This is a genomic window from Dolichospermum sp. LEGE 00246, from assembly GCF_015207865.1.
GTDB lineage: Bacteria > Cyanobacteriota > Cyanobacteriia > Cyanobacteriales > Nostocaceae > Dolichospermum > Dolichospermum heterosporum.
On sequence record NZ_JADEWA010000003.1, the window covers coordinates 1 to 23,428 of the forward strand.

Below are 23,428 nucleotides of genomic sequence, written 5' to 3' on the forward strand. Positions count from 1 at the left end.
GTATAAAATACTAAATTTATAAAAAACATCCACCAATTATGGCTAAACTTTTTGATTTAATCACCGAAGAACTGCAAAAGTTTATTATTAATCAAAAAATATTTTTTGTGGGGACAGCGCCGCTAAGTTCGGTAGGTCATGTTAACCTTTCTCCCAAGGGGTTGGAAAGTTTTCGGATTCTCTCCCCCCACCGAGTTGGTTATTTAGACGTAACAGGTAGTGGTAATGAAACATCTGCTCACTTGCAGGAAAATGGACGAATAACCTTGATGTTTTGCGCTTTTCAAGAACCTGCTTGTATTCTCCGTCTTTATGGTCAGGGACAAACTATTTTACCGGGTTCGCCTGAATGGGATTCTCTTTATCCTTTATTTCCTCCGCTTGCGGGAACTCGACAAATTATTATTGCAGATATTGAACGAGTGCAAACTTCTTGTGGTTTTGGTGTCCCGCTGTATGAATATCAAGGACAAAGAGATACTTTAGTTAATTGGGCTAGTAGGAAAGGGGAAGAAGGAGTTAAGGAATATCAACAAAAGAAGAATCTTATGAGTATTGATGGATTATCAACCCCTTTGAGTAAATCCCAGAGTGTGGATGATTGCGGATAGGAATAGATGAGATTAGTTGGTTTTATCGCTTTTATTGTGATCAAATATCCTTTTTGTTAAGCTGTTACGCAGCTAAATTTGATAACCATAATTTACTTGAACTTTGTGGTGCGGGCATCTTGCCCGCTAGAATTATACAAACTAAATGCACAACAGCTTAATCCAAAACCATGACTGTACATGGATTTTAATTATATCAGTAAAGGATGACTCTGGATGCGTTTCCCCTGCCTATTTTTGATTCAGAGTTATAAGTATTGAGACATAATTAAGTAGGTTGGCGTTGAAAATTGTCGTTACGGCAAGGCAAGAGGCAAGAGTGAAGAGTGAAGAGGGTTTGGGGGATTTTACGTTTCTTTACACAGTTTGGTTTTATTGTGTTCACCTACTTAATTACACAATGTTATTGTGCAAGCGTTGCGTGGCGTTAGCTATATGAAACGAAGTAAAATGAAGCAATTCCAAGGGTTGTGATTGCTTCCCTTCCCTCACAATGACTGTAAATATTTTTGTCCAATTACTTATATACTTATTCCTGCTTCCTTCAATAAGTCTTAGAAGACCCTGGAAAAGTTTTTTGCGAATATCAATATGTCCTTAGTACGCTTTATAAGCACTAAGACGCAGATGAAGTTCACGCAGTTAAAATTATTAATAATTATGCTCCCCATTTGCAAAATACTATATCAGCAGGTATATTGGAAAGTCAAGCCTGAAATATAAAATTACGAACTCAGAATCAAATTAATAAAAAATGAATTCTAGCCCCCTATTGTCCAACATTTTAAACCCGCCAGTGTTATTCTTCTTTTTAGGAATGCTGGCGATTTTTCTGCAATCTGATTTGGAAATTCCCCAACCATTACCCAAATTATTTTCTCTTTACCTGCTACTCGCAATTGGTTTTAAGGGTGGATATGAAATTGAAGAAAGTGCCATTAATCCAGAAATTGTCCTCACTCTTTTAGCGGCTATATTCATGGCTTCTGTTGTTCCTATTTACTCATTTTTCATTTTAAAACTGAAACTAGATACTTATAATGCAGCCGCTATTGCTGCAACTTATGGTTCTATTAGTGCCGTTACTTTTATTACGGCTCAATCTTTTCTCAAAATTCTCAATATTGATTCTAGTGGACACATGGTAGCTGCTTTAGCACTCATGGAATCTCCAGCAATTATTGTGGGAATTGTCTTAGTGAGATTCTTTGCTAAAAGTCAGTTAGAAGCAGGAGAAGGAGAAGCAGAAAAGTTTTCTTGGGCTGAAGTATTAAGAGAAGCCTTTTTAAATGGTTCTGTATTTCTCCTCATTGGTAGTGTAATAGTGGGAATTCTCACAGGAGAAAAGGGTTGGGAAAAATTACATCCATTTACCCAAGATATATTCTATGGAGTGCTATCATTCTTTTTACTAGATATGGGTATGGTAGCTGCTAGAAGAATCAAAGACTTGAGAAATACAGGTATTTTCTTAATTGCTTTTGGCATTTTTATGCCTGTATTTAATGCCATGATTGGTATCTTTATTAGTAAATTAATTGGGATGTCTGAAGGAAATGCTCTTTTGTTTGCCGTACTTTGTGCTAGTGCTTCTTATATCGCCGTACCCGCAGCCATGCGAATGACTGTTCCTGAAGCTAACCCCAGTTTATATGTATCTATGGCTTTAGCTATCACTTTTCCGTTTAATATTATTGTTGGTATACCTTTGTATTTCAACATTATTAAGACAATAGGAGTATAATCAGGTGCAAGTTTTCAAAAAAGTCGAAATAATTATCAATTCTTTAGAACTACAAAAGGTGTTAAAAATTCTAGATCATATAGGTGTTTCTGGATATACAATTATTGAGGATGTCACAGGTAAGGGATACAGAGGTCGAGTTATTGGCGATTTAGAAGGTCATGCACTTACCAATGGTTATGTCATGACTATTTGCAATGAAGAACAAGAACGGCAAATAGCTGAAGCTGTTCGACCAATTATCAAAAAATATGGTGGTGTATGTATTGCTGCTGATGTTAAATCAATCGTAGATTAATTAACTTTTGTAAATAACAATCAGCAAATAAAATCTAATTTTCCGATGAATTTTGGCGAATGCTCCGGTACAAAAGAAATAGATGCAGGATTACCCGGTAATAGGTTATAATTCTACATTACTATAATCATTGTACATTACAAAATGAAATCTTTAATTGCAACTTTCACTCAAAATTTAGATTTTTCGGAATCGGAAATAGAAACAATACTTTCCACACCCTTAAATGAGGTGCTGAATTCACCGGCTTTAAAACAAGAATTAGACAGTTTAGATGTTAGCTTACTCAAAAAAACCTTACCTACAGCCGGTGCAGTTTTATCTGAACATTTACCACTTTTTTATGATTGGCTAAAAAATGAATTAGGTGTTCAGAATGTTCCTGATAGTCCAGACCATACAACAAAATGGGTAGTTGGTTTTCTTAATAATCAGGAAAGTATCAATCATTTGGTTGAATTACACCGTCCCGTTCCCCACGCAGCTTTAGAACAAGCTGTTCCCCGGTTGGTGGGTTTGTTTGATGGTGTGGAAGATGTAAAAGTGCGTGAAGAATGGGAAAAAGCAGTGGCAGCACTTTGTTTAGTTTTGGTTGTTGATGCTCGTGAACAGGCAAAACTGGCTAGTTAAAATGTCTGAATCAGGATGCTCAGGATTGAGGGATTAACAGGATTGAATATGGCGATATTTGCCAACTTTCTGTTTTCTAGATTATTGTCTGAATCAGGATGCTCAGGATTGAAGGATTAACAGGATTGAATATGGAGATATTTTGGGCGCAGGCCCTGCGCCCCTACCTCCTAAAGTGATGGCTGGTGTTGAATCCAAGGGTTAGCGGCTTCTAATTGGGCTGCTAGACTAATGAGGGTAGACTCAGCCGCAGGTTTACCAATTAACTGCACACTCAGGGGTAAACCATTGCTATCAAAACCGACGGGAAGGGCGATCGCAGGTAATCCGGTAGCATTTGCGACAGGGCAAGGCGCGACCCAGTGGACAATTTTGGCGAATGTCTCTTCTGGACTCAAATCTGCCCATTCACCGACGCGAATGGGGGAATGTAAATAAACTGGTAATACCAATACATCTACAGTATCAAAAAAGGTGATAATTTGCCGAGAGACAATTTGCATTTGGGAAAGTGCTTGCAGATATTCAGCCACAGAACCGGTTTTGGCGAATAACCATTGGTTCAAAGGTTGCAAAGCTGGTGACGGGATTCCCGCTGCTGCGATTCCCGCTTGCCAAACTACTTTAAATGGTTCGATTAAATTGCTAAAATCTGGGTATTTTTCCTCAACTTGATGTCCAAATTGTGCTAATAACTCGACGGTTTTTAATACTCCTTGTTGACAGTTAGCGTCAGCTTCTCCAAAGGGGAGAATATTGGTACTAAAAGCAATTTTTAAAGGATCTAATTTAACTTGAGTTGCAGACAGAAATGATGGTTGGGGATCTGGTAGCCAATAAGGATCACCAGTAACGTAGCCAGAGATTACATCTAACATAGCGGCTGCATCCGCCACCGTGCGGGCAAGGGGACCATCAACAGCGATGCCCCCCAAGCGATCGCCTACAGGGGCTTTAGAAACTCTTCCCCTGGCTGGTTTGATGCCCACAACACCACAACAAGCCGCCGGACCACGCACCGAACCACCACCATCTGAACCTTGAGCGATCGCACTTAATCCTGCTGCTACCGATGCCGCTGCACCACCACTAGAACCACCCGGCGTATATGCCAAATTCCAAGGGTTTCTGGCTGGGGGAAATCCCGTAGGTTCACTGTAAGGATAAGAACCTAATTCAGAAGTTGCGGTTTTACCCAGAATAATAAATCCCCCTTGTTTAATTTTCGTCACCACGCCATCATCATGATTGGAAATATTGTTTAACAGTGCTGGATTTCCATAAGTACAAGTAACACCTGCCACTGCACTTAAATCTTTAATAGAAATTGGCACACCAAAAAACGGCGGTAATTCTGAAGTTGTAGTTAGTAATTCGGTTTTATGTTTAGCATCAGCGATCGCTAAATCTGCCGTAACTGTAAAATAACTCCCCAATTGGGGATTCAAGCGTTCAATTCTTTCCAAATATACTTCCACCAACTCCAGCGGCGACACCTCCCGTAGACGGATTAATTGTGCTAACTCTAAAGCCGGAGTAAAAGCTAAATCATTGTTATTCATTTTAACTTGTTGCAAAAAAGGGAACAGGTAATGGGTGATGGGTAATAAACACTCATTTTCACCAGTTTAGAGCTTCAGTCAAAAAAAAGATGCTGAGTCTGAAAAAACAGTGCCATTATTTCCATCTTTTCAAAAACATGAGTTTTTTCTGTTCCCTCTGAATTTGGCAGGATTTTTGAAGCTTTTGTTGCATCAACTTCATAGCAATAGTGAAGGTTGAAAATGCCTATTTTCCCAACGGTTAACTGTTTGGCTCTGATGTATGGGCGATCGCTCAATTATTGGTTAAATTGTATTTTCTAAGTATTGCAATCCCCATTGATACAAAGAGCGCATTAATAGATTGTTGAGATTGGGGGGAGCGCTAACTTCCTTGAGTAGTCCCATCATCAGCTTTTTAATGATTTCTGGTGTTGTTGGTATCTTAACCCCGTCAAATCCATTGTTAGCCCAAAGATAGCCAATTTTCGTTGAAGTTATAGATTCGCCATCATGAATAATTGTGTTGCGCTTTTTCCTAATATCGGCCATTAATTTTGACCATTTATTATCTTCTTTGAATTTTTTGTAAATACACCAACCTTGCATTAATTGTTGTAGGGTAGCTTCATCTTGATGATTAACTATCCAACCTTTGACATACCATTTTTGATTGATAGATTGCAGATATAATAATTGTTCTAAAATCTGGACAAATTGAATAAATGCTGTGGTGTAGTTTTCCCGATTTAATGCTAATTCTAATATCAGGGTAGACTCCCATAAATTAGTAATTTTGTCATCTTGCAGCTTTTGCAGTTGGGTTTTCCAATTTTCAACTTGTTCTGCATTGACTAATTTAGATACATCCTTAGAACTCACCCAATCTTTGAGTTTTTGGTAAAAATCTTTATTAGATTCCCAATTACTATATTGTGCTAAAAACCCTGCTAATTTATATAATACTGGATGACGATGTTGATGGACTTTCAGCCAAATTTGTGCTTCTGAAAAATCCCCCCGTTCCCAAGCAGACTGAATTTTTACTTTTTCTAGCGACCAAAAATATTCAGCCATAGAAATTAAACTGAAAGTTTGGGAATGATTAGCAGTAACTAAACCATTTTCTAAAGTAGTAAAAAATTCCTTTGGTTCATTAGGACTAGCATTAAATACTTGATATTGACGTACTAAAGCGGCTGCACAAATTTCTACATTAGAAGCAATTACAGGGGTACATCCTTTAGTTTGAATCCATAGAATAAATTCTTGATTCTCGTTGGTAATTATAGCTTCTTTCAAAACCAGTTGTTCTAATTCTTCTCGAATTTCATCACTATTCCCAGCATTAATTTTTGGGGCGTGAACATCAACTCTGATATCAGGAAATAAACTTTTAATTTTTCCTTTTATTAATTCTGCTAACCATAAAGTATCTAATCGGCGAAAATTCCAAGTAATATTTTCCGGCTGGTCTGTTCCCCAAAGAATAATATGTCTTAAACCTTGTTTTACTCCTCCTTCAATGACAGTTTTATCTAACAATAATTCAACATTACTAAAATCACCACCTAACCATTCTTGACAGTAATCATAATATCTTTTACCTAAATCTCGACCACTCCAAGGATAGGTTTTACCATCTTCATCTTGATGTTTACCCCGTTCTATTCCTAATTCTTGATAGAGTTCGTTAATATGTGGAGGATAACTAATATTACCATCTGCACCAAAGGAACGGATAATACCATCTTGACAACGCCAGCCTATTTGTCGAGTTCCTACGGTAATGATCAGGGTGCTAACTTGATTTGTGTTATTTGTTGTTGTCATAATTAATGATTTCTTGTTTTTCTATTGCTTCTAAAACTTGTGTATGAACTTGAGAAAAAATACTAGCTTGCGATAAGGTTTTAAATGATTTTTTAGTGACTAAATTAATGCAGTTGAGAATCCTTTTTTGCAACTGTTGTGAGTTAGTTATATCGTTACCCCAAGCAGTAAAAATATCTTCTTTTGCCAAACCACCTAAACGATGAGAAAAATTATTTCTTGCATCTTTAGCCGAACCCCAAAATGCTTTAAAATCAATACTGGTTGCTGTTTTAGGAATAGCAGCATTTAGTAAATCTTCTACTAGTGGCCGTCCTTGTAGATTAACTTCTCTTTTAGGTTCTGGTCTATTAAAATGACTTTTCAAAGATGGATATTTTTGCAAAATAGAATCTTTAATTAATGGATATTGATTTTTTCTTTCTTGAACATGATCTGAAAAAGAATCAGCAGCCCACCAATATAATAAACCTTCAATAGCTCGATAACTGTGTAACATTGCTTCTGTGGTATTCATCTGTTTAAGACGAATTACACCTAAATAGGCTTGTTCATAAGCCATCCATAATCTGCCTTCTACACTAGATATTTGTGTAGAACTTTTAGCAAGAGATAAGAATCCTTCAAATTGTCCTTGATTCCATAATTTACCAGCTTTTAATAAATTAGGTATTGCTCCAAAATTAGCAGATGGTTGTTGAAAATAAGGTTCTAGTAAATCATAAGCTTCTGTATAGTCATAGCTTTCTAATAATTTTAAAGCCTGTTTTTGGGTTCTATCCCAAAGATAGTTAGTACCTAAAAATGGACCACTATAATCTGATGGGATACCATTACGATTTGCGCGTGTATTTTCCTTAAATTCAAAGAACTGAATACGATCACCATAAAAACTAAGCCCTGAAATCCTTGCTGCTTCAGAAGTTTGACCCACCCCTCCTTTCAAACATACCCAAACAGACTGACTTTTATTAACAGTAATTGTATTTTTCCAAATTTTTCGCCACCAATTAAACATATCCTCAAAAATTGAGGGATTAGTACCATCTTGACCTAGTAAAATGATGTGAACATTGTCATTATGAAGATGACTAAATTTGTGCATCAGCCATTGTTTAATTAGTTCGGCTGAATACAATGTATCTTTTTCTCTTTGTTTGACGTTTTTTTCCTGATCAGTAGCTATCAAATAAACTTTTTCAATGTTTGATGCTTGTTCAATAAACATCTTACCAATAATTGGCGGTTGGATGTGATTTATATGTTTTTCAATATGATCTAATAGGTATTTAGTTAAATCACGAAAAGTTGTATTATCCTTTAAACCCAAATCAGAAATTACTTCTAATTGTTCAGCAATAATTTCCCCATTTTGGACTCTATCGTTACCAACATTGAACCATTCACAAGAGGCGATTTGGAACATTAAATCTCTAGTGCCAATTGTGGCAATTAAAACTGATTTCATATTTAATCAAGTTATATTGAGTAGTATTTTCTTAGAGTATTAAATTTCTGCTGGAGGCTGAACACCAAATAAATGTACATTACCATTGATATTTTCTAAATCACGGAGAAAGCGCGATCGCACATGATTAGCATTTGGTGTTTGTCCACCCATAAATAAGCAAACAATTTCTTGACAGTTGGTTTTTTCTTGTATGTTGGGAATATTTACCCGTTTAATACTTGCCCAAGAACAATGTGCATTTCCTCCACCTGCTGCATTACCTCCTAAATCTGGATTACGTTTATACCTTTGATTTTCATTATTCTGATAAATTAAATCCATTCCATCTCCACGGGTATTAACTGCATCCATGTTTTTCCATTCCAATGAATTAATATCTATAGGGTTCACATCAGGACGAGGAACTACATAAATTGCACAAGTAGTAGGTGAAAAGACTTCGGCTCTGATGTTACAATTATTGATTGATATTCTGTCACTCCAATGATTTCTTGCTGCTGTTAACCAATCACTATAAGCTTTTGTCCAAGTTGTTGTATCAAGAGGAAACCCGAAGTTTTTAGATTTCAGTTCACCACTGTTTTGATCTTTTAATTTATGAGTCAATATTAACTGTGTTCCTCTAGAAGCTGCTCTACCATTATTCATGTGAAATATATGCAATGGTCTACGCCAACCACGACCAACACCGCCAACCATGACTGCAAAGCGGATTATTGGCAAAATGATTTTATTGAGGATATCTTTTGGTGCGCTAATTTGTAATTTACCTTTCCATAGATAAAAAGATGGTTGATTCTCAGACCTTTCCCCCCATGTTTTACCTTGAATCATTTGCAGACGTACACAACCTTTGCGACTTTTCCCATCTCCTGCATCTATATCTCCCATAAGTTCAGCCACAGTCAATTTAGCGAGATTTTCCGGCATTACTCCTAAGAAAAACCGTATCAACCAAGAACGCAGCCAACCCCGCCAATGTGAAGGACGTAATTCCATTGTTTGAATATTTGGACCAGCATTACCCTGACTATAAAGGCTAAATTCAAATTGTTTAACTAGATAATTAGGGTCAGGAGTAGGATTTTGTGAAGAAACAGAAGTTTTTAAAGTTCCATATCCAGAAGCGGTGCGACTACCAACTCCATATAAAGTTAGTGCTTGTTGCACCCATTCCCAAACTTCGCTTACTTCTTCATCTGTTGTTTTTCCGGGTATTCCTCTAATTGCAAGTATCACAGGAATTGCATCTTGACCATTACCTAAAGTGTAAAGAGACAATGGTGTACATTGTCCTTGATGATATACCTGAAATTCTTGTTGAGGATTAACAATATCTAATGTTAATTTAGTTGCTGTTTCTGGCCAAGCATCAAGAAATTCAATTTTCCCAGCAGTAATTTTATCGTTTTCTTGATAGCCCAAAAGCTGGTACATTCTTGGTAGAATTTCTGGTCTTTGTTTTGCCCATGCTCTTACTAAACCTCGGATACAAGACCCTGGAATATAACCATTGAGTGGAAGGCTTCTTAATTGTTGCCAATTATCCCCAATATTCCGTTTATCTTCTGGTCGTCCTTGAGTTGTCCGCCATACACCACAAGGTTCACCAGCAGAAACAATAGTTTCTACATCTGGATGAGGAAATGAACCGACTTTAGCACGCCACTGGATGGTAAAAGTGTCTTTTTTAAATAAGCCAGATTGCGATCGCTTTTGATGTTGCTTTTCCAGTAAATTAATTAATTGAATACCTGTATACATTAATCCTCCTGATAGGCTCTAGCCCAAAAATTCCAATGGTTAGCTAATAACAAAGATTTCCGCCAAGTCAGCATATATTCTTGCGGTTTATTTCTTGTGATGTCTACTATTTGTGCCATCAGTTCTTCTTTATTAAGTGGGTTATCTTGATCTACCATCTGACCTAGTAATGATTCCCACACGGGTACAGTACGCTTTCTCACATCACCTTCTTGCTCGTTAGACTGATTGACATAACCAACCGCAGATAGTAAACCAAAAACTCTTAAATGTTGAGATAACCTTAAAACAGCAGTTAAATCATTTTTATCTAACTTCTGTTTTCTGTATTTTCGCAAATACTTTTGAATATGTTCATGAGCGGTCAAACTCATTTGTTCTGGTAAAACTAGAGAAGAGTTATTATTACTCTTAACAGTTTCAACTTTCACAGTTTCAGAAGGAGTTGGAGGTTTTGCCGTAATACTTGATGCTGGTTTTGGAGAATTAGCCTTATTTGAATGTTTAGACTTAGACATAATTTTATATTCCTTTAGGCTGTAACATTGTCTTTAATGGGTGATGTAAGATGATTTGTCCAACCTTGAACCCAACCCCTTCCTACATTGGCTTGTCCACCTACTTGAAATAATTCTTGTAAAACACTAATTAGTAAGTTGTGTTGTTTTTCTATTATGGGATTATTTTTGAGTAAACTATAACCCCAAGGATAATAAAAAATAGTGTCTCTGGGAATACAAATATCTGTCCAAAAAATCTCAGCAGAACCTTCTGGATTTACCCCTTCTTTATTATCCTGAATTTTGTTACGAACTTGTGTCCAGAGGGAATGTTCCATTAATACTTGAAAATCTGCATCAGGTAAAACAATTAAATTACTGTCCCAAGTAGGTTTAACAGCATTCTTTAATGAATCTGGCCATCCTGTTAAAGAAATAGCTTGTTTTTGCTCATCTGATAACAATGCAACTTGGATTTGAGCATCAGCGACAGAATAAACTCCTGCACGATTACCCACAGCATGATTAGGAAATATTGCTGCTTTTTGACGTGAAATTAGGGCATGATCACGAATTAATGAGTGACAGCTAACCCAAATAAAAACATCTCTATCATTAATTGACATGGTTCGCATAGGAATCCATAGCAATCTTGCATCTCCAAACCAAACTTGATGAACTCCCATTTGACCTTTTACGTCTAATTCTTTGCCAAATAGAGTTTCTGCTGCCATTTTATCTAATATTTCTACTCCATCTCTCAGGCTACCACGTAGGGAAGAACCAGGAATATAAGGGAAATTTGTATGTACTTCACGGGCAATTTCTAAGATATTACCTAAGTCTCCTTCACCTCCACAATGAATAGGTGCAAGACTGTACATATAACCAACTCTAAAATCAGGCATTTTTCTCCTCACTTTTTTCTTGATATTTAATCCACAACATTTCCGAATAACCCAATTGTCGCCAGTTATTGATCCGAGAATCAGTATGATCCTGAAATAATCCTTGAGGTTTATTCAAATAGTATAAACTTCCCGGTGGTGCTGCAAAAACCTGGGGTGCAGGAATACTTGTTTTATCCTCTTTAACCCTGATTCTGCAACTGATTGGGACTGGTTTATCTGTGGACATACTCACAAAATTACCATCCTTGAGTTTCCATTCCCAGGGATAAGGACGACATAAGGAAACCTTTTGATTATGCTTATTTGTGTGCGGTCTTTCAAAAACACCAGGAGTAATTAAATAAGCTATTGATTTGGTATCAGCTTGAAAATTACTATCTGAAATAGTTTGTAAATCTTGCCATTGTTCCCCCAATTCTGGACAAGATTCTACCCTTACTCTATGTCCTTCTCCTCCCAATCTGATTGTAACAGGTGTTTCTATTTTCTGATTAATTCCTATGGCAAAACTCCAATTTTGATGCAGTCTAATAGCATTTTCCACAAAGTAACCATCGGCATCTTTGACTTGTTTTGTTCCGGGTTCAATACTATTATGAGAACGGGTTTCTATTGTCCAGGGTTTATTTTCGTGAGTACCATCAACTACTGTCCAACAATGTTTATCAATTTTCCCGGTTTTTAAATATTCCTTAACAACACAGGATGGTAAATATTGTCTAAATTTATGGCTTTGTTCTTTGCCAGAATTATAGTTTTCTTCCTCATCTTCATCTTTACTATTATCAGGTCTAACTAATGGACAAGGTTGTGTTTCATCCCATAAGGCGTTATTTATATGAGATTTGGTTTCCCATTTCAAAGGTACAAGGGCTGTAGATTTCACAAACCCCAAGGGACGGGGAAGATATAAGGTGTTTTCTGTGTTCTTATAACAAAGGAATGGACCAATTATATTAAATCTCTCGTCTCCTAATAAACCCCGCAATGCCCCAGCGATAGTATGACCATTGGGAGGAAATACACTACCTGCCCAAGCCCTTTCCTGTGGTGAAAATGGTTTGGCATCCCTTAACATTAAGATATCCAGTGGTGTCAGTTTGTACCAGTGCATTAATTATCACCTCCTAATTTGATATCGCGGTTACGTTTCACAAATGCTGCTAGTTTTAACCAACTTTGAATTTCATCATCTAAACCTTCCGAATAACCCAAGCAGGTGGGTTTTGTCTGTGTAGACGCGATTTCTAATCGCCGAGTAGATTTATTAGAATCTGTCAAAGAAGTAATAAACAACGCTGTTAAAAAGTTCGCTAACTTTTCTTGAAAGTCTTTTTTCGCCTCTTCATCATTTTGGAATTGGTCACGGCGATCGCAAAACAATCTAGTCCAAGGTACAATGGCTTCTAAGCTCGGCGCGGGGTGTTGACTCCATAAACTTGCAGCTTGTTCAAATATCGCACTTTCTAAATCATTTGTGATTAATTTCTGCCACTGATGAAAAACACAAAATTTAGCAGTAGACATTAAGGTATTACCATTGCTGTATAATACCCGCACTTGTACAGCGTCTTTTGCTTTTTTTTCACCATTCTTATCAAGATAAACATGATCTTTGGCTTTTGCTTCTGCTTCCCAGAGACTTTCTAAAGCTATTGCCAACGGTACTGAATGATGGGCAATTACAACACCAAAACTAATTGTGGCTTCACTTCCCATTGTAAATAATGGACGATCAACTAAACCAACTTTTTCACCATCATCTTTTAAATATTTCCAATAATCCCCACTGTTACTAAACTCTTCATGGGGATCTTCTGCACCTTTAAAACATTGGCGGATATCCCACAACCATTTATCCCATTCCCAGAGGTTCGTATAGGCTAAAACGTCATCACCACCACCGTAAATTAGTTTACCTGCATAGCGGGTTTGAGTGAGGTAAGGAACTAATTGATTAGAGAAGTCTAATAATGCCCGACTTAATGCGCTGTGGGTGCTAGGTCCCATTCTTTTTTTAAGTTCTAGGAAGTCGGGGAAATTCTCTAATTTAACTGATAATGTTGAGGGAATGTAATCACCGTAATTTTTCATTTTTGTACCTTTTAGCCATTCACTCATGCCATCACCATCACCGGCTGCTAATACGTACCAATCTGACGGGTTATTGCTGGGATAATCTTTAGTAATTATCTTTTGAATTTGTTCACGATAATCACGTTTTTTGGCAATTATTTGTTTTCTAATGATCTCTTGATTTTCTTCATTAGCTTTATCTAATTGTACTTGTAATATATTTAATTCTGGAGTTTGCAAATCCTCTACTAACCAACCAGCATTCAACAAGCGACAATGATATTTCTGAGAATTTGAATTATCTATCCAAGGAATACCCCATTTTTTATACATTTCGTCAATTATTGCTTTAGTGCTGGAAAATGCCTCAATTATGGCGATACAAACATGATCAAATTTTTCTTGATGTTCATGCTTTTGCTTTTCTTCATTAAACTTTAAATAACCAGCAACACCGGAGGTTAAATCTGGATAAGATGTTGCAATATCTTCTTCTTTTATTCCTAATAATTTGGGCAATATTGTATGTAAACCACGCTTAACTACTTCTGTAGCATTTAGCTGTTCTGTACCATCAAATAATCCTGCTTGTTCTTCCCATAATTTTTTGGTTTCACCTTCTGTTATCCAATCTTTTTTATCCTGTATCCTGCTACCAGGATTAACCACTGGACCAATACCAGAAATAGTAGAACGGGGTCCAAATGCTGTAAGCATTTCCCAGTTTCTAGCATTTTTAACAGAGGCTAAACTAGCACGGGTAGCATCGAATATATAACCCCACCATGAACCAATGTTAGCACTAAAACCTCTTTGATAATTTTTCCAACGTCTTTTATGTGCTTCTCTTAGTAAGTCTAATTCTTTATCTTTAAAAAGTTGATTTTCTTTGGTTCTTAAATTGTATGCTTCGTTTTGGGCATTTAGCCAGCTTTGAAATTCTTGATCTTTTTGTTCATCAATTGCGGAACTTTTCAGGTTTATTCCTTGTTTACCAATTGGTACTGCTGTCCAATAAAATTGCCATTGGGATTTTAACCAACCTTTCCAAGTAGTATGATTGGATTTTAACTGTTTCATCCAATGCCGCTGATCATGCAATTCATTAAATACTAAATCTCCAATTTTTAACCATTCTTCTAACAGCGTTTGTTGGGCTGTCTGCATGGCAGATTGAACTTTATCTTTGGGTAATACTAAGACTATAACATTAGGAAACCCTGCGGTTAATAATGATTGTGGTGATGGTGTTTTTATCAAATCCTTAAATTCTGGATATTTTTGTAATAACCAATGGTCAATTAATGGTTGTTGATAAAGACTGGGATAAAGTAACGCATCTGGTCCATACTGATTTGCTAGTACCCAACAAACTTTGGCAGATAGATAATGCAGTAACCAAGAACCTGCCCAAAAGTCGCGCATTTTCCGACTGGCTTTAATTAGTTCCTGTACTGGACTAAAACTGAATACGGCTAAATAAGGATGAGAAACTTCCTTTCCTTTTGGCCAATTTTTAACTTCATCTAATGTTAAATCATATCCTGCCAATGCCCCTGCTAAAGCTGATGTCATACTAGCATGACTCCAAATTGAAGCATCAGGAATTCGGGTTTCTGCGGGCATTAACATTAAGGAATTATCCTTAAATAAGTCACAGGTTGCTTCGGGTAAACAACGCCATAACCACCAATATAATTCTTTAATTTTGGGAATATTATGTTTAATATCTTCCGTCTGTAATTCTTCTGGTACAGTTTGCAATAGTAGTTTTTCTTCTTTATCTGACAAGTATTCTTTACGTTTGGATTTTATAAGTTCTTCATGTAGTTGGATTCTAAAATCCTGTTTTGCACCCGATAATAAATGTGTAATCTCTAAGCCCTTATCACGGGTTTTGCGTGGAGCATAATTTATACTAGCTGTAACACTACCTATGGCTGACCTATCACTAGCTGAGGCAATATAGTCAGCTAATAATATATTTTCTAGGGCTTTACCAGATTTACCAGGGGTTTTCCCAGCATCAACCCAAGGTTTCATAACTTCTAACTGTTTATAGAAGCTACTTTTACCCCGACCACTATTGTTATGTAATGCCTTTAATATAGGGTCATGTAGTAAACCCCAGATTTTAGCCCGCCAATATTCTTCTGACACTAGTAATTCCTTTATGTAGTTGATATACGCATTGTATAGTCTTAATTCGGTATTTGTCCATAAATATAAAATATTGCTACATTAGTAATTCCTCTATGTATCTGATATATGCATTGTATAGTCTTAATTCGGTATTTGTCCATCAATATAAAATATTGCTACATTTCTCTAGATAATCCCTAAAATGCTTTATTTGCAAGGGTTTTCCTGCATATTGTAATTTTATTACAAATATTTTCTTGTTTTTGACATCGGTTCTTATTTATGCAGGTACTAAACTCTAGTTTTTCTTTAAACTACGCTTAGTAGTTTAAATGTATTGTATTAACTTTTGTTGGCAGCATTTTTTAAGGTTAAAACAAACACGGCTTTATTAGCGATCGCACGCTTTTATCCAATTAATATCCCTGGCGAGTGGGAATATAAAAGCAACAAAAAGACTTGCGATCGCAGTCAGAATCAAGTTTCCATTCAATTAATATCCCCAGCGAGTGGGAATCAGTATTACGGCGGTTCAGTTGCCGTTGTAATCCGTAATGCGTTTCCATTCAATTAATATCCCCAGCGAGTGGGAATACGTGAACTAGACGAAGAGGCGATTTCAGCTCTTCAAGTTTCCATTCAATTAATATCCCCAGCGAGTGGGAATAATACTATGAAACATCTGGAGTGCGTATAACTGAAGATGTTTCCATTCAATTAATATCCCCAGCGAGTGGGAATACTCTTAAAGGTAACCCAGAAGGTTCTGCTTTCACTGTAGAAGAGTTTCCATTCAATTAATATCCCCAGCGAGTGGGAATATATGCTGCCGAGAACCATCTTGAAAACAGTTTAAAGTTTCCATTCAATTAATATCCCCAGCGAGTGGGAATTATTATGCGGTGCTATAGCCCAAACGTAGTTAGATGGTACGAAATCATGTTTCCATTCAATTAATATCCCCAGCGAGTGGGAATAAAAGTACAAACCTAATGCTCCTTCAGTAGACAGATTTGATGTTTCCATTCAATTAATATCCCCAGCGAGTGGGAATAGCTTTCCCTAGTTATCAATGGAAATTAAAAGCTCGTTTCCATTCAATTAATATCCCCAGCGAGTGGGAATTATTTGATCGTCACTAGTGAGCGAATAGATCGCTTGCCTCATGTTTCCATTCAATTAATATCCCCAGCGAGTGGGAATGAAGAGTTTTCCAAAGATGATATGGATGCAGCTTTTGTTTCCATTCAATTAATATCCCCAGCGAGTGGGAATTGGAACTATATTCAATCGGCACTGGTTTGAAGTCGTTAGTTTCCATTCAATTAATATCCCCAGCGAGTGGGAATTAAGAAAGCTAAATACCTCAGAGAAACCTCTAGACAAGGTTTCCATTCAATTAATATCCCCAGCGAGTGGGAATTTCTTTCTAGCATTCTTCAACATAGAACTCAAAGAGAACTCAAAGAGGGGTTTCCATTCAATTAATATCCCCAGCGAGTGGGAATAGAGGAAGTAAGGCGAGCTGTTAGGTGCTTCACCGTTTCCATTCAATTAATATCCCCAGCGAGTGGGAATTCACCAAATCTATCGCCCAATAAAGCCTTAACATTGCTGTTTCCATTCAATTAATATCCCCAGCGAGTGGGAATTGAAACAAGTAACTGGCAACGTCAGCAAAGCGGGGTTTGTTTCCATTCAATTAATATCCCCAGCGAGTGGGAATTAAAGTTTGACTTCCCACTACTACCAAAATGGTAGTTTGTTTCCATTCAATTAATATCCCCAGCGAGTGGGAATTTTAATAATTGAGAACCTTCTTGATTCTGTTCTATTGTTTCCATTCAATTAATATCCCCAGCGAGTGGGAATAAAAAAGTAGACCTGCGATCATCATTATTAGGACTACTTGGGTTTCCATTCAATTAATATCCCCAGCGAGTGGGAATGTAGATGTTGCGATTAAAGAATATGATTTTTTAGGTTTCCATTCAATTAATATCCCCAGCGAGTGGGAATAACAACTCATCAACCGCTTCTGATAGTTGCTCATTTGTTTCCATTCAATTAATATCCCCAGCGAGTGGGAATGGAATAAGTATTGCTCAAAGAGCCAAGTTATCTACCATTAGGTTTCCATTCAATTAATATCCCCAGCGAGTGGGAATCTTTAGTTTTTCAAGGTAGCGAAAAACAAATTAGTTTCCATTCAATTAATATCCCCAGCGAGTGGGAATTTGAGATTTTCTAAAACACTGTCTATGGTAGTATTACCTAAAGTTTCCATTCAATTAATATCCCCAGCGAGTGGGAATCTTCCTGCAAGCTCTATTTGCTGCCGTTGTAGGTTGTCCAAAAAGTTTCCATTCAATTAATATCCCCAGCGAGTGGGAATTGTGCGAGGTGCAATTGGGGCTTGGTAGAGTTCAACACAAGTTTCCATTCAATTAATATCCCCAGCGAGTGGGAATTCCTATATATTTACCACCTGGTACAGCAATAATGTTTCCATTCAATTAATATCCCCAGCGAGTGGGAATTACAATTCTGGAGATTAAAGTTATGTTAAGTTCATGTTTCCATTCAATTAATATCCCCAGCGAGTGGGAATTCTATTTCTAAAAATCCAGCTTGACCATTAGATACAGTTTCCATTCAATTAATATCCCCAGCGAGTGGGAATTGAAGTAGCCAGCATCTTTGCTAACGTTATGCTACCAAAGTTTCCATTCAATTAATATCCCCAGCGAGTGGGAATCAACTTTTACTTTAGTTTTCATGTAATTACCTGATAGATAACCAGTTTCCATTCAATTAATATCCCCAGCGAGTGGGAATGGAATTGTACCTGCTGCTATACTTGATTCTTTGCTATTGAACGTTTCCATTCAATTAATATCCCCAGCGAGTGGGAATCAAAGATATGAAACTAGATTACGCACTATACCTTCGATGTTTCCATTCAATTAATATCCCCAGCGAGTGGGAATAATCCTATTAGACCCTGAAGCTATCACTCGAATATGGTTTCCATTCAATTAATATCCCCAGCGAGTGGGAATAACTATATAGTTAAGCCAAACATCAAACCTGAATAAAATAGTTTCCATTCAATTAATATCCCCAGCGAGTGGGAATGAGCGATCGCGTTAAACCAGCTTACGAAAAGTACGAAGGTGAAGTTTATGTTTCCATTCAATTAATATCCCCAGCGAGTGGGAATACGAAGGGCATCTTTATTTTGGGTGGAAGCGTAGGGAGAGTTTCCATTCAATTAATATCCCCAGCGAGTGGGAATGCCTCACAACCTAAAAGGTCTAATCAATCATGACACACGCGTTTCCATTCAATTAATATCCCCAGCGAGTGGGAATAATAATAGCTAGAACTTACAAAAGTTTTAAAGCTAAGTTAGGTTTCCATTCAATTAATATCCCCAGCGAGTGGGAATGTTAAAGCAGATAAGGTTAATAGCTTTAAAACACTATATGCGTTTCCATTCAATTAATATCCCCAGCGAGTGGGAATGGTAGAACAAGCCCGCCAATACGTCCAAGATAAGTTTCCATTCAATTAATATCCCCAGCGAGTGGGAATATCATTACCCAGTTCCTTAATATTTCTTTGGGAATTAAGTTTCCATTCAATTAATATCCCCAGCGAGTGGGAATATAACTTTTTATCTTCCTTACTGCTTAATCCTTTTGAGTTTCCATTCAATTAATATCCCCAGCGAGTGGGAATGGATGCTATTAGTAGCATCCAGTCAGCTTTAACAAAGTTTCCATTCAATTAATATCCCCAGCGAGTGGGAATAAGGGAAGCCTATTGCTGGGTTATCTAGAAATACCTGCTTGTTTCCATTCAATTAATATCCCCAGCGAGTGGGAATCCTACAAGGATATCATTCCAACTGGGCGCAAATAGACGTTTCCATTCAATTAATATCCCCAGCGAGTGGGAATAAAGGATTGTTGAATCCTATCTTTAATGCCAGAAGTTTCCATTCAATTAATATCCCCAGCGAGTGGGAATTTTGGTTAATTGTCTGGAGGGCTTCGGCTCTCCTTTTCGTTTCCATTCAATTAATATCCCCAGCGAGTGGGAATATCTATAAGGTATTCTATCTATGTCTAAAGAACAAGATAGTTTCCATTCAATTAATATCCCCAGCGAGTGGGAATGTTTTTATATGATAAGTTTTCTGGCTGGCAAGTAATATAGTTTCCATTCAATTAATATCCCCAGCGAGTGGGAATCCTAGACAGCCAAAAGCTAAACCTACTCCTGCGCCAAGTTTCCATTCAATTAATATCCCCAGCGAGTGGGAATCCCTTTATTTTAACCCCTTACTGTGCAAGGAGTCTAGACCCACTTTCCGAAGGTCAGCAAAAACCACCGCCAACCAGCCGACAAAACGGCCATTAAAAACCGCGTAACCCTTACCCAATAAGCAACCGAAGTTCACAACCATAAAATCAACACTTCAGCCATTTTACCTGACCTTCGGCCAACACCACACTCTAGTATCAGAAATCACTAAATAATAATCGAACCCGGAGGTTCAATCACAGGAACACCAACCCCCCAAGTTTCCACCTGGGAAAGAGTATGACGAGACAAAGGATAAAACCTGACATTATCCTCCTCCAACTTGATAATCTTCCTTAACCGACGACGTAAATCATTGTACTTTTCCGTATTTAACTGACATTCAAACACAGAATACTGTACCCTCTGACCATAACCTTCTAATAAATCAGCCACCTTTTTACGGCGTTTATCATCAGGAAGATCATAGGCAATCACATACAAAAACATAACACAAACATCGGCAAGAATCAATTAATTCGATAGGGTTGATAATGGTGACTGGGATTATAAACAAACTGTTTAAAAGCCTTCACCTGTTGAGTTAACAAATCCCATTTAGGTTGTTTAATATCATCAGTTTGAATTTCCTCATTCATGCGCTGAAGAAAAGCCCGTAAAAACTTTTTTCTCCCCCCATCATTCAAATAACAACCACCATTTTTAAACTCAAAATCAGCACCAGCATCCATAATTTTCCGATTAATTAACCACATCACCAAAGAATCCACCACAGGAGCGCGAAACTCCTCAATTAAATCAGAAGCCAAGGCGGCATGACCATCATGAGCCTGATGTAAACAAGCATAATAAGGGTCTAGTCCTTGAATTTCAATTAACGCTAATAAATGATTCCAAAGAACTTGATAACCAAAACTTAGCATCGCATTCACTGGGTTTCCTGGAGGACGACGACTCCGACCGGAAAACACAAAATCAGGGTTTGTTAAACATTCACTAAAAGCCGAAAAATATTGAGCCGCACCCGCACCTTCAAAGCCCATTAACCGTTCTAAATTATCAGCCTGTGCTACTTGGTCAGCTAGATAATCTAAACTTTGTAAAACCCGTTCTAAAAGCTCCGATTCCTTTTTTTTCCTTTGTCTTCGCAACAACACCCTACTATTTTTCAACTTACCTTTAATCATAGCCCTAGCAGTAATCAACTTTTCTACAGGAGATAATTGTTGTTGATAACGTGATAACTGCCGATATCCCCTAGAAATTGGTAAAATTCTGCCATAGCAATAACCCATGCGTGATAAATAAGCAATAGGAATATCTCGCCATAAGCAAGCACGAATAACTTGGGTTGTTAATTGGGATTTCCCAAAGATCAGAATTTGCTCTAACAGAGGTAACTGCACTTCAGCATATATAGTTTCCCCTTGCTTAACTAGCAAAGTTTCTTTCTGTAAACACACATAGCAATTCTGCTCAGAAACATAAAGAGTTTGCATGGAATTATCAATTATTAACTCAAGTTGCTAGTTATCTCGTTGAAGCTGGTAATGGGTAATGGGTAATGGGTAATTGGTAATAGGTAATTGGTGATGAAAACAGAAATTTCATCCTGTTCATCCTTTAATCCTGGACATCCTGATAGCGCAGCGTGGCGTTAGCCATTTCTGACAATTTACCTAACTAGCAACTTACATTATTAACGCCACCAACGTTGTAAATTAGATTTCTTGGGAGAACGATATTCACCGTTTCCAGAAGATGTTAATTCTGCATTCTGTTCCGGTTCTAACCACAAAACAACTCTATCGGCCGCACTGGCAACTATATAAGTAGCGACGGCGACTAACATAGTATTAATGATTACTGCTGCTAAACCTAAAGGTGCAATCAACAAAATCACTAAAGTAATACCACCATTAACAGTAGATATAGAAACATTTCTGACAGTGGCAGAACGTCGGGAAATATACATGGTGCTAAAAAGACTGACTTCAAAGTAATGATATTGACTACCATAACCGCAGAATTAGCCAAAAGCTAGAAAAAGGTTATAAACTAAATTATTATAGTTATCTTCCCTAAAGCAATATTGACAATGCTTACAGCCAATTTTTATTAGCATTCTAAATATTTTCTTTTTGCATTGAGATTAATTTACTATAAATTCCTGCCAGTGATTCCTTTACCATGCCTAAAAAACCTGCTCACCCCTATACAGAACGGTTAGCGTTTGAACGCTTACTGCTGTTAATTGCTACATTATTAAAATATCCAGGTATAGGTAGTCCTGATTTTTTTGATCTCAGTAATAATGAAAATCATGATGCAATTAGTTCTGTGAAAGTATATCTGCAAAAATTAGCAGCAGAATTAGATATAGAATTACCCCCAGAATATCCAGCAATTCCGACATTACGCAAAGATTTAGAAACCCTGAGACGTTACGCTATTCTTGATCGGCGGATGTATCGTTGGGGATATTATTTAGGTACTGGTGCGCTTTCCATCGCAGAATTAAAAGTAGCATTTAATGCTTTAGCCTCTCAAGCACAATATCAAGGTGATGCCCAAGCTAGACGCATTCATGAAACTCTGAGTAAAAGATTACGCGGGTTAGATATGGAACTCAAGGGTGATTTTTTTTATCCTACTCGGCAACATCTTAACCGGGCTATTATTCATACCGACCCGGAGGAAATGGTAACTCAGGGAGAAACCCGCGATACATTATTTCATAAATTGCCATTATTAGAAAAAGCTATTAGTAAGGGAGAAGCCATTGAAATTTCTCGGAGTAATGACTTTTATGGTTTTAATCGAATTGGACGGATACAGATTTTTCCCCTACAATTAATTTACCATGATATTGCTTGGTATTTACTGTATGAATATTGTGAAAATGGACATTTAGCCATAGGAAGATTAAACCGGTTTAATAATCATTGTATTTTTATGAAAATCCTGCCCAGGGGTTTAGAAAAACAAAAAGAAAGTTTAGTTAAAGCATATAAGTTATTAGAAAATGGCTGGGGTTTAAATTTAGGTGAACCAGAACCGCAAAAATTAGAATTAGAAGGAACTCTCAACTTAATTCATGTGAAAGTCCGGTTTTTTCCGCCAGTATCAGCATTTATTTTAGAAGGAGATCGTCGTCATCCTCATCAAAAAATTACCACTGGATTAATTGATAAAACTGGGCAACATACTTATATAGAATATACTGTAGATTTACCACCTCGGTCTTTAAATGAATTTAGCCGCTGGGTTTATCGTTATATGGACAAAGCAGAAATATTGTCCCCCCCTCAATTAGTAGAACAACACCGCCAATCTACACAAGCTTTATTTGACCGCTATTTTCATGGAGATAGGTAAATCTCTTAAGGGATCACCAAAAAATAAATTACCCAATTTTGTGGGATGGGCATCCTGCCTGTCCTTGGTAATTAGCGGGCAATTCGTCCCGCACCACAAGAAACTTTTGGGGATTTTTTTAATTGGAAGTCCCTAAGTAGATAAACCGGAAAAAACCGGAATATGTAACGAAAAGTAAAGTTGCCCAAAACCTCTTC

17 protein-coding genes and 1 CRISPR repeat array are annotated in these 23,428 nt (G+C 37.2%); of the genes, 5 read left to right on the forward strand and 12 right to left on the reverse strand.

The features are described 5' to 3' along the window. Window positions 1–38 precede the first annotated feature (38 nt). The 4 genes from IQ228_RS00435 to IQ228_RS00450 all read left to right on the forward strand — a co-directional run bounded on the left by IQ228_RS00435 (window position 39) and on the right by IQ228_RS00450 (window position 3,283). Window positions 39–611: a pyridoxamine 5'-phosphate oxidase family protein gene (locus IQ228_RS00435; RefSeq protein WP_027404458.1), complete on the forward strand. Its 573-nt coding sequence runs from the start codon at window positions 39–41 to the stop codon at window positions 609–611. Between the two features lie 754 nt (window positions 612–1,365). Continuing rightward, complete coding sequence (locus IQ228_RS00440) at window positions 1,366–2,355, forward strand: sodium-dependent bicarbonate transport family permease (RefSeq protein ID WP_193961920.1); 990 nt, start codon at window positions 1,366–1,368, stop codon at window positions 2,353–2,355. 4 nt (window positions 2,356–2,359) lie between these two features. Further along, on the forward strand, window positions 2,360–2,653 hold the full coding sequence (locus IQ228_RS00445) for a P-II family nitrogen regulator (protein WP_193961921.1): 294 nt from the start codon (window positions 2,360–2,362) through the stop codon (window positions 2,651–2,653). A 144-nt stretch (window positions 2,654–2,797) separates the two neighbouring features. Then, a complete protein-coding gene (locus tag IQ228_RS00450) occupies window positions 2,798–3,283 on the forward strand; it encodes a hypothetical protein (RefSeq protein WP_027404455.1) in 486 nt (161 codons plus the stop codon). A gap of 170 nt (window positions 3,284–3,453) precedes the next feature. Here the strand turns inward: IQ228_RS00450 and IQ228_RS00455 are convergent, their stop codons facing one another. From IQ228_RS00455 to csx18, 12 genes are all read right to left on the reverse strand, one after another. Then, complete coding sequence (locus IQ228_RS00455; RefSeq protein ID WP_193961922.1) at window positions 3,454–4,845, reverse strand: amidase; 1,392 nt, start codon at window positions 4,843–4,845, stop codon at window positions 3,454–3,456. A 74-nt stretch (window positions 4,846–4,919) separates the two neighbouring features. Next, window positions 4,920–5,123 (reverse strand): hypothetical protein, encoded by a 204-nt coding sequence (locus IQ228_RS00460; RefSeq protein WP_193961923.1) that lies wholly within the window; start codon window positions 5,121–5,123, stop codon window positions 4,920–4,922. Window positions 5,124–5,130: 7 nt separating this feature from the next. Beyond that, entirely contained in the window at window positions 5,131–6,657 is a 1,527-nt protein-coding gene (locus tag IQ228_RS00465; RefSeq protein WP_193961924.1) for a hypothetical protein, read from the reverse strand. Then, entirely contained in the window at window positions 6,641–8,125 is a 1,485-nt protein-coding gene (locus IQ228_RS00470; protein ID WP_193961925.1) for a hypothetical protein, read from the reverse strand. Before IQ228_RS00470 ends, IQ228_RS00465 begins: the two co-directional genes overlap by 17 nt. A gap of 39 nt (window positions 8,126–8,164) precedes the next feature. Further along, window positions 8,165–9,892: a hypothetical protein gene (locus tag IQ228_RS00475; protein WP_027404451.1), complete on the reverse strand. Its 1,728-nt coding sequence runs from the start codon at window positions 9,890–9,892 to the stop codon at window positions 8,165–8,167. Then, complete coding sequence (locus IQ228_RS00480) at window positions 9,892–10,410, reverse strand: hypothetical protein (RefSeq protein WP_228043613.1); 519 nt, start codon at window positions 10,408–10,410, stop codon at window positions 9,892–9,894. The genes IQ228_RS00475 and IQ228_RS00480 overlap by 1 nt, the downstream gene beginning before the upstream one ends. 14 nt (window positions 10,411–10,424) lie before the next feature. Further along, a complete protein-coding gene (cmr4, locus tag IQ228_RS00485) occupies window positions 10,425–11,300 on the reverse strand; it encodes a type III-B CRISPR module RAMP protein Cmr4 (RefSeq protein WP_193961926.1) in 876 nt (291 codons plus the stop codon). Continuing rightward, window positions 11,293–12,417: a type III-B CRISPR module-associated Cmr3 family protein gene (locus tag IQ228_RS00490; RefSeq protein WP_193961927.1), complete on the reverse strand. Its 1,125-nt coding sequence runs from the start codon at window positions 12,415–12,417 to the stop codon at window positions 11,293–11,295. The genes cmr4 and IQ228_RS00490 overlap by 8 nt, the downstream gene beginning before the upstream one ends. After that, the gene (cas10, locus tag IQ228_RS00495; RefSeq protein ID WP_193961928.1) at window positions 12,417–15,539 is read right to left on the reverse strand and encodes a type III-B CRISPR-associated protein Cas10/Cmr2; all 3,123 of its coding nucleotides are present in this window, start codon (window positions 15,537–15,539) and stop codon (window positions 12,417–12,419) included. Before cas10 ends, IQ228_RS00490 begins: the two co-directional genes overlap by 1 nt. A gap of 386 nt (window positions 15,540–15,925) precedes the next feature. After that, a CRISPR array of direct repeats spans window positions 15,926–19,853; the repeat unit is 36 nt; unit sequence GTTTCCATTCAATTAATATCCCCAGCGAGTGGGAAT. A 207-nt stretch (window positions 19,854–20,060) separates the two neighbouring features. Further along, entirely contained in the window at window positions 20,061–20,342 is a 282-nt protein-coding gene (gene cas2 / locus IQ228_RS00500; RefSeq protein ID WP_027404446.1) for a CRISPR-associated endonuclease Cas2, read from the reverse strand. A 20-nt stretch (window positions 20,343–20,362) separates the two neighbouring features. Next, on the reverse strand, window positions 20,363–21,352 hold the full coding sequence (cas1, locus tag IQ228_RS00505; protein ID WP_027404445.1) for a CRISPR-associated endonuclease Cas1: 990 nt from the start codon (window positions 21,350–21,352) through the stop codon (window positions 20,363–20,365). Window positions 21,353–21,552: 200 nt separating this feature from the next. Next, window positions 21,553–21,828 carry a CRISPR-associated protein Csx18 gene (gene csx18 / locus IQ228_RS00510; protein WP_039203886.1) on the reverse strand — a complete coding sequence of 92 codons (276 nt, stop codon included), beginning with the start codon at window positions 21,826–21,828 and terminating at the stop codon, window positions 21,553–21,555. Between the two features lie 215 nt (window positions 21,829–22,043). Between csx18 and IQ228_RS00515 the strand changes: the two genes are divergently transcribed. Further along, a complete protein-coding gene (locus IQ228_RS00515; RefSeq protein ID WP_193961929.1) occupies window positions 22,044–23,231 on the forward strand; it encodes a YafY family protein in 1,188 nt (395 codons plus the stop codon). Window positions 23,232–23,428: the final 197 nt, after the last annotated feature.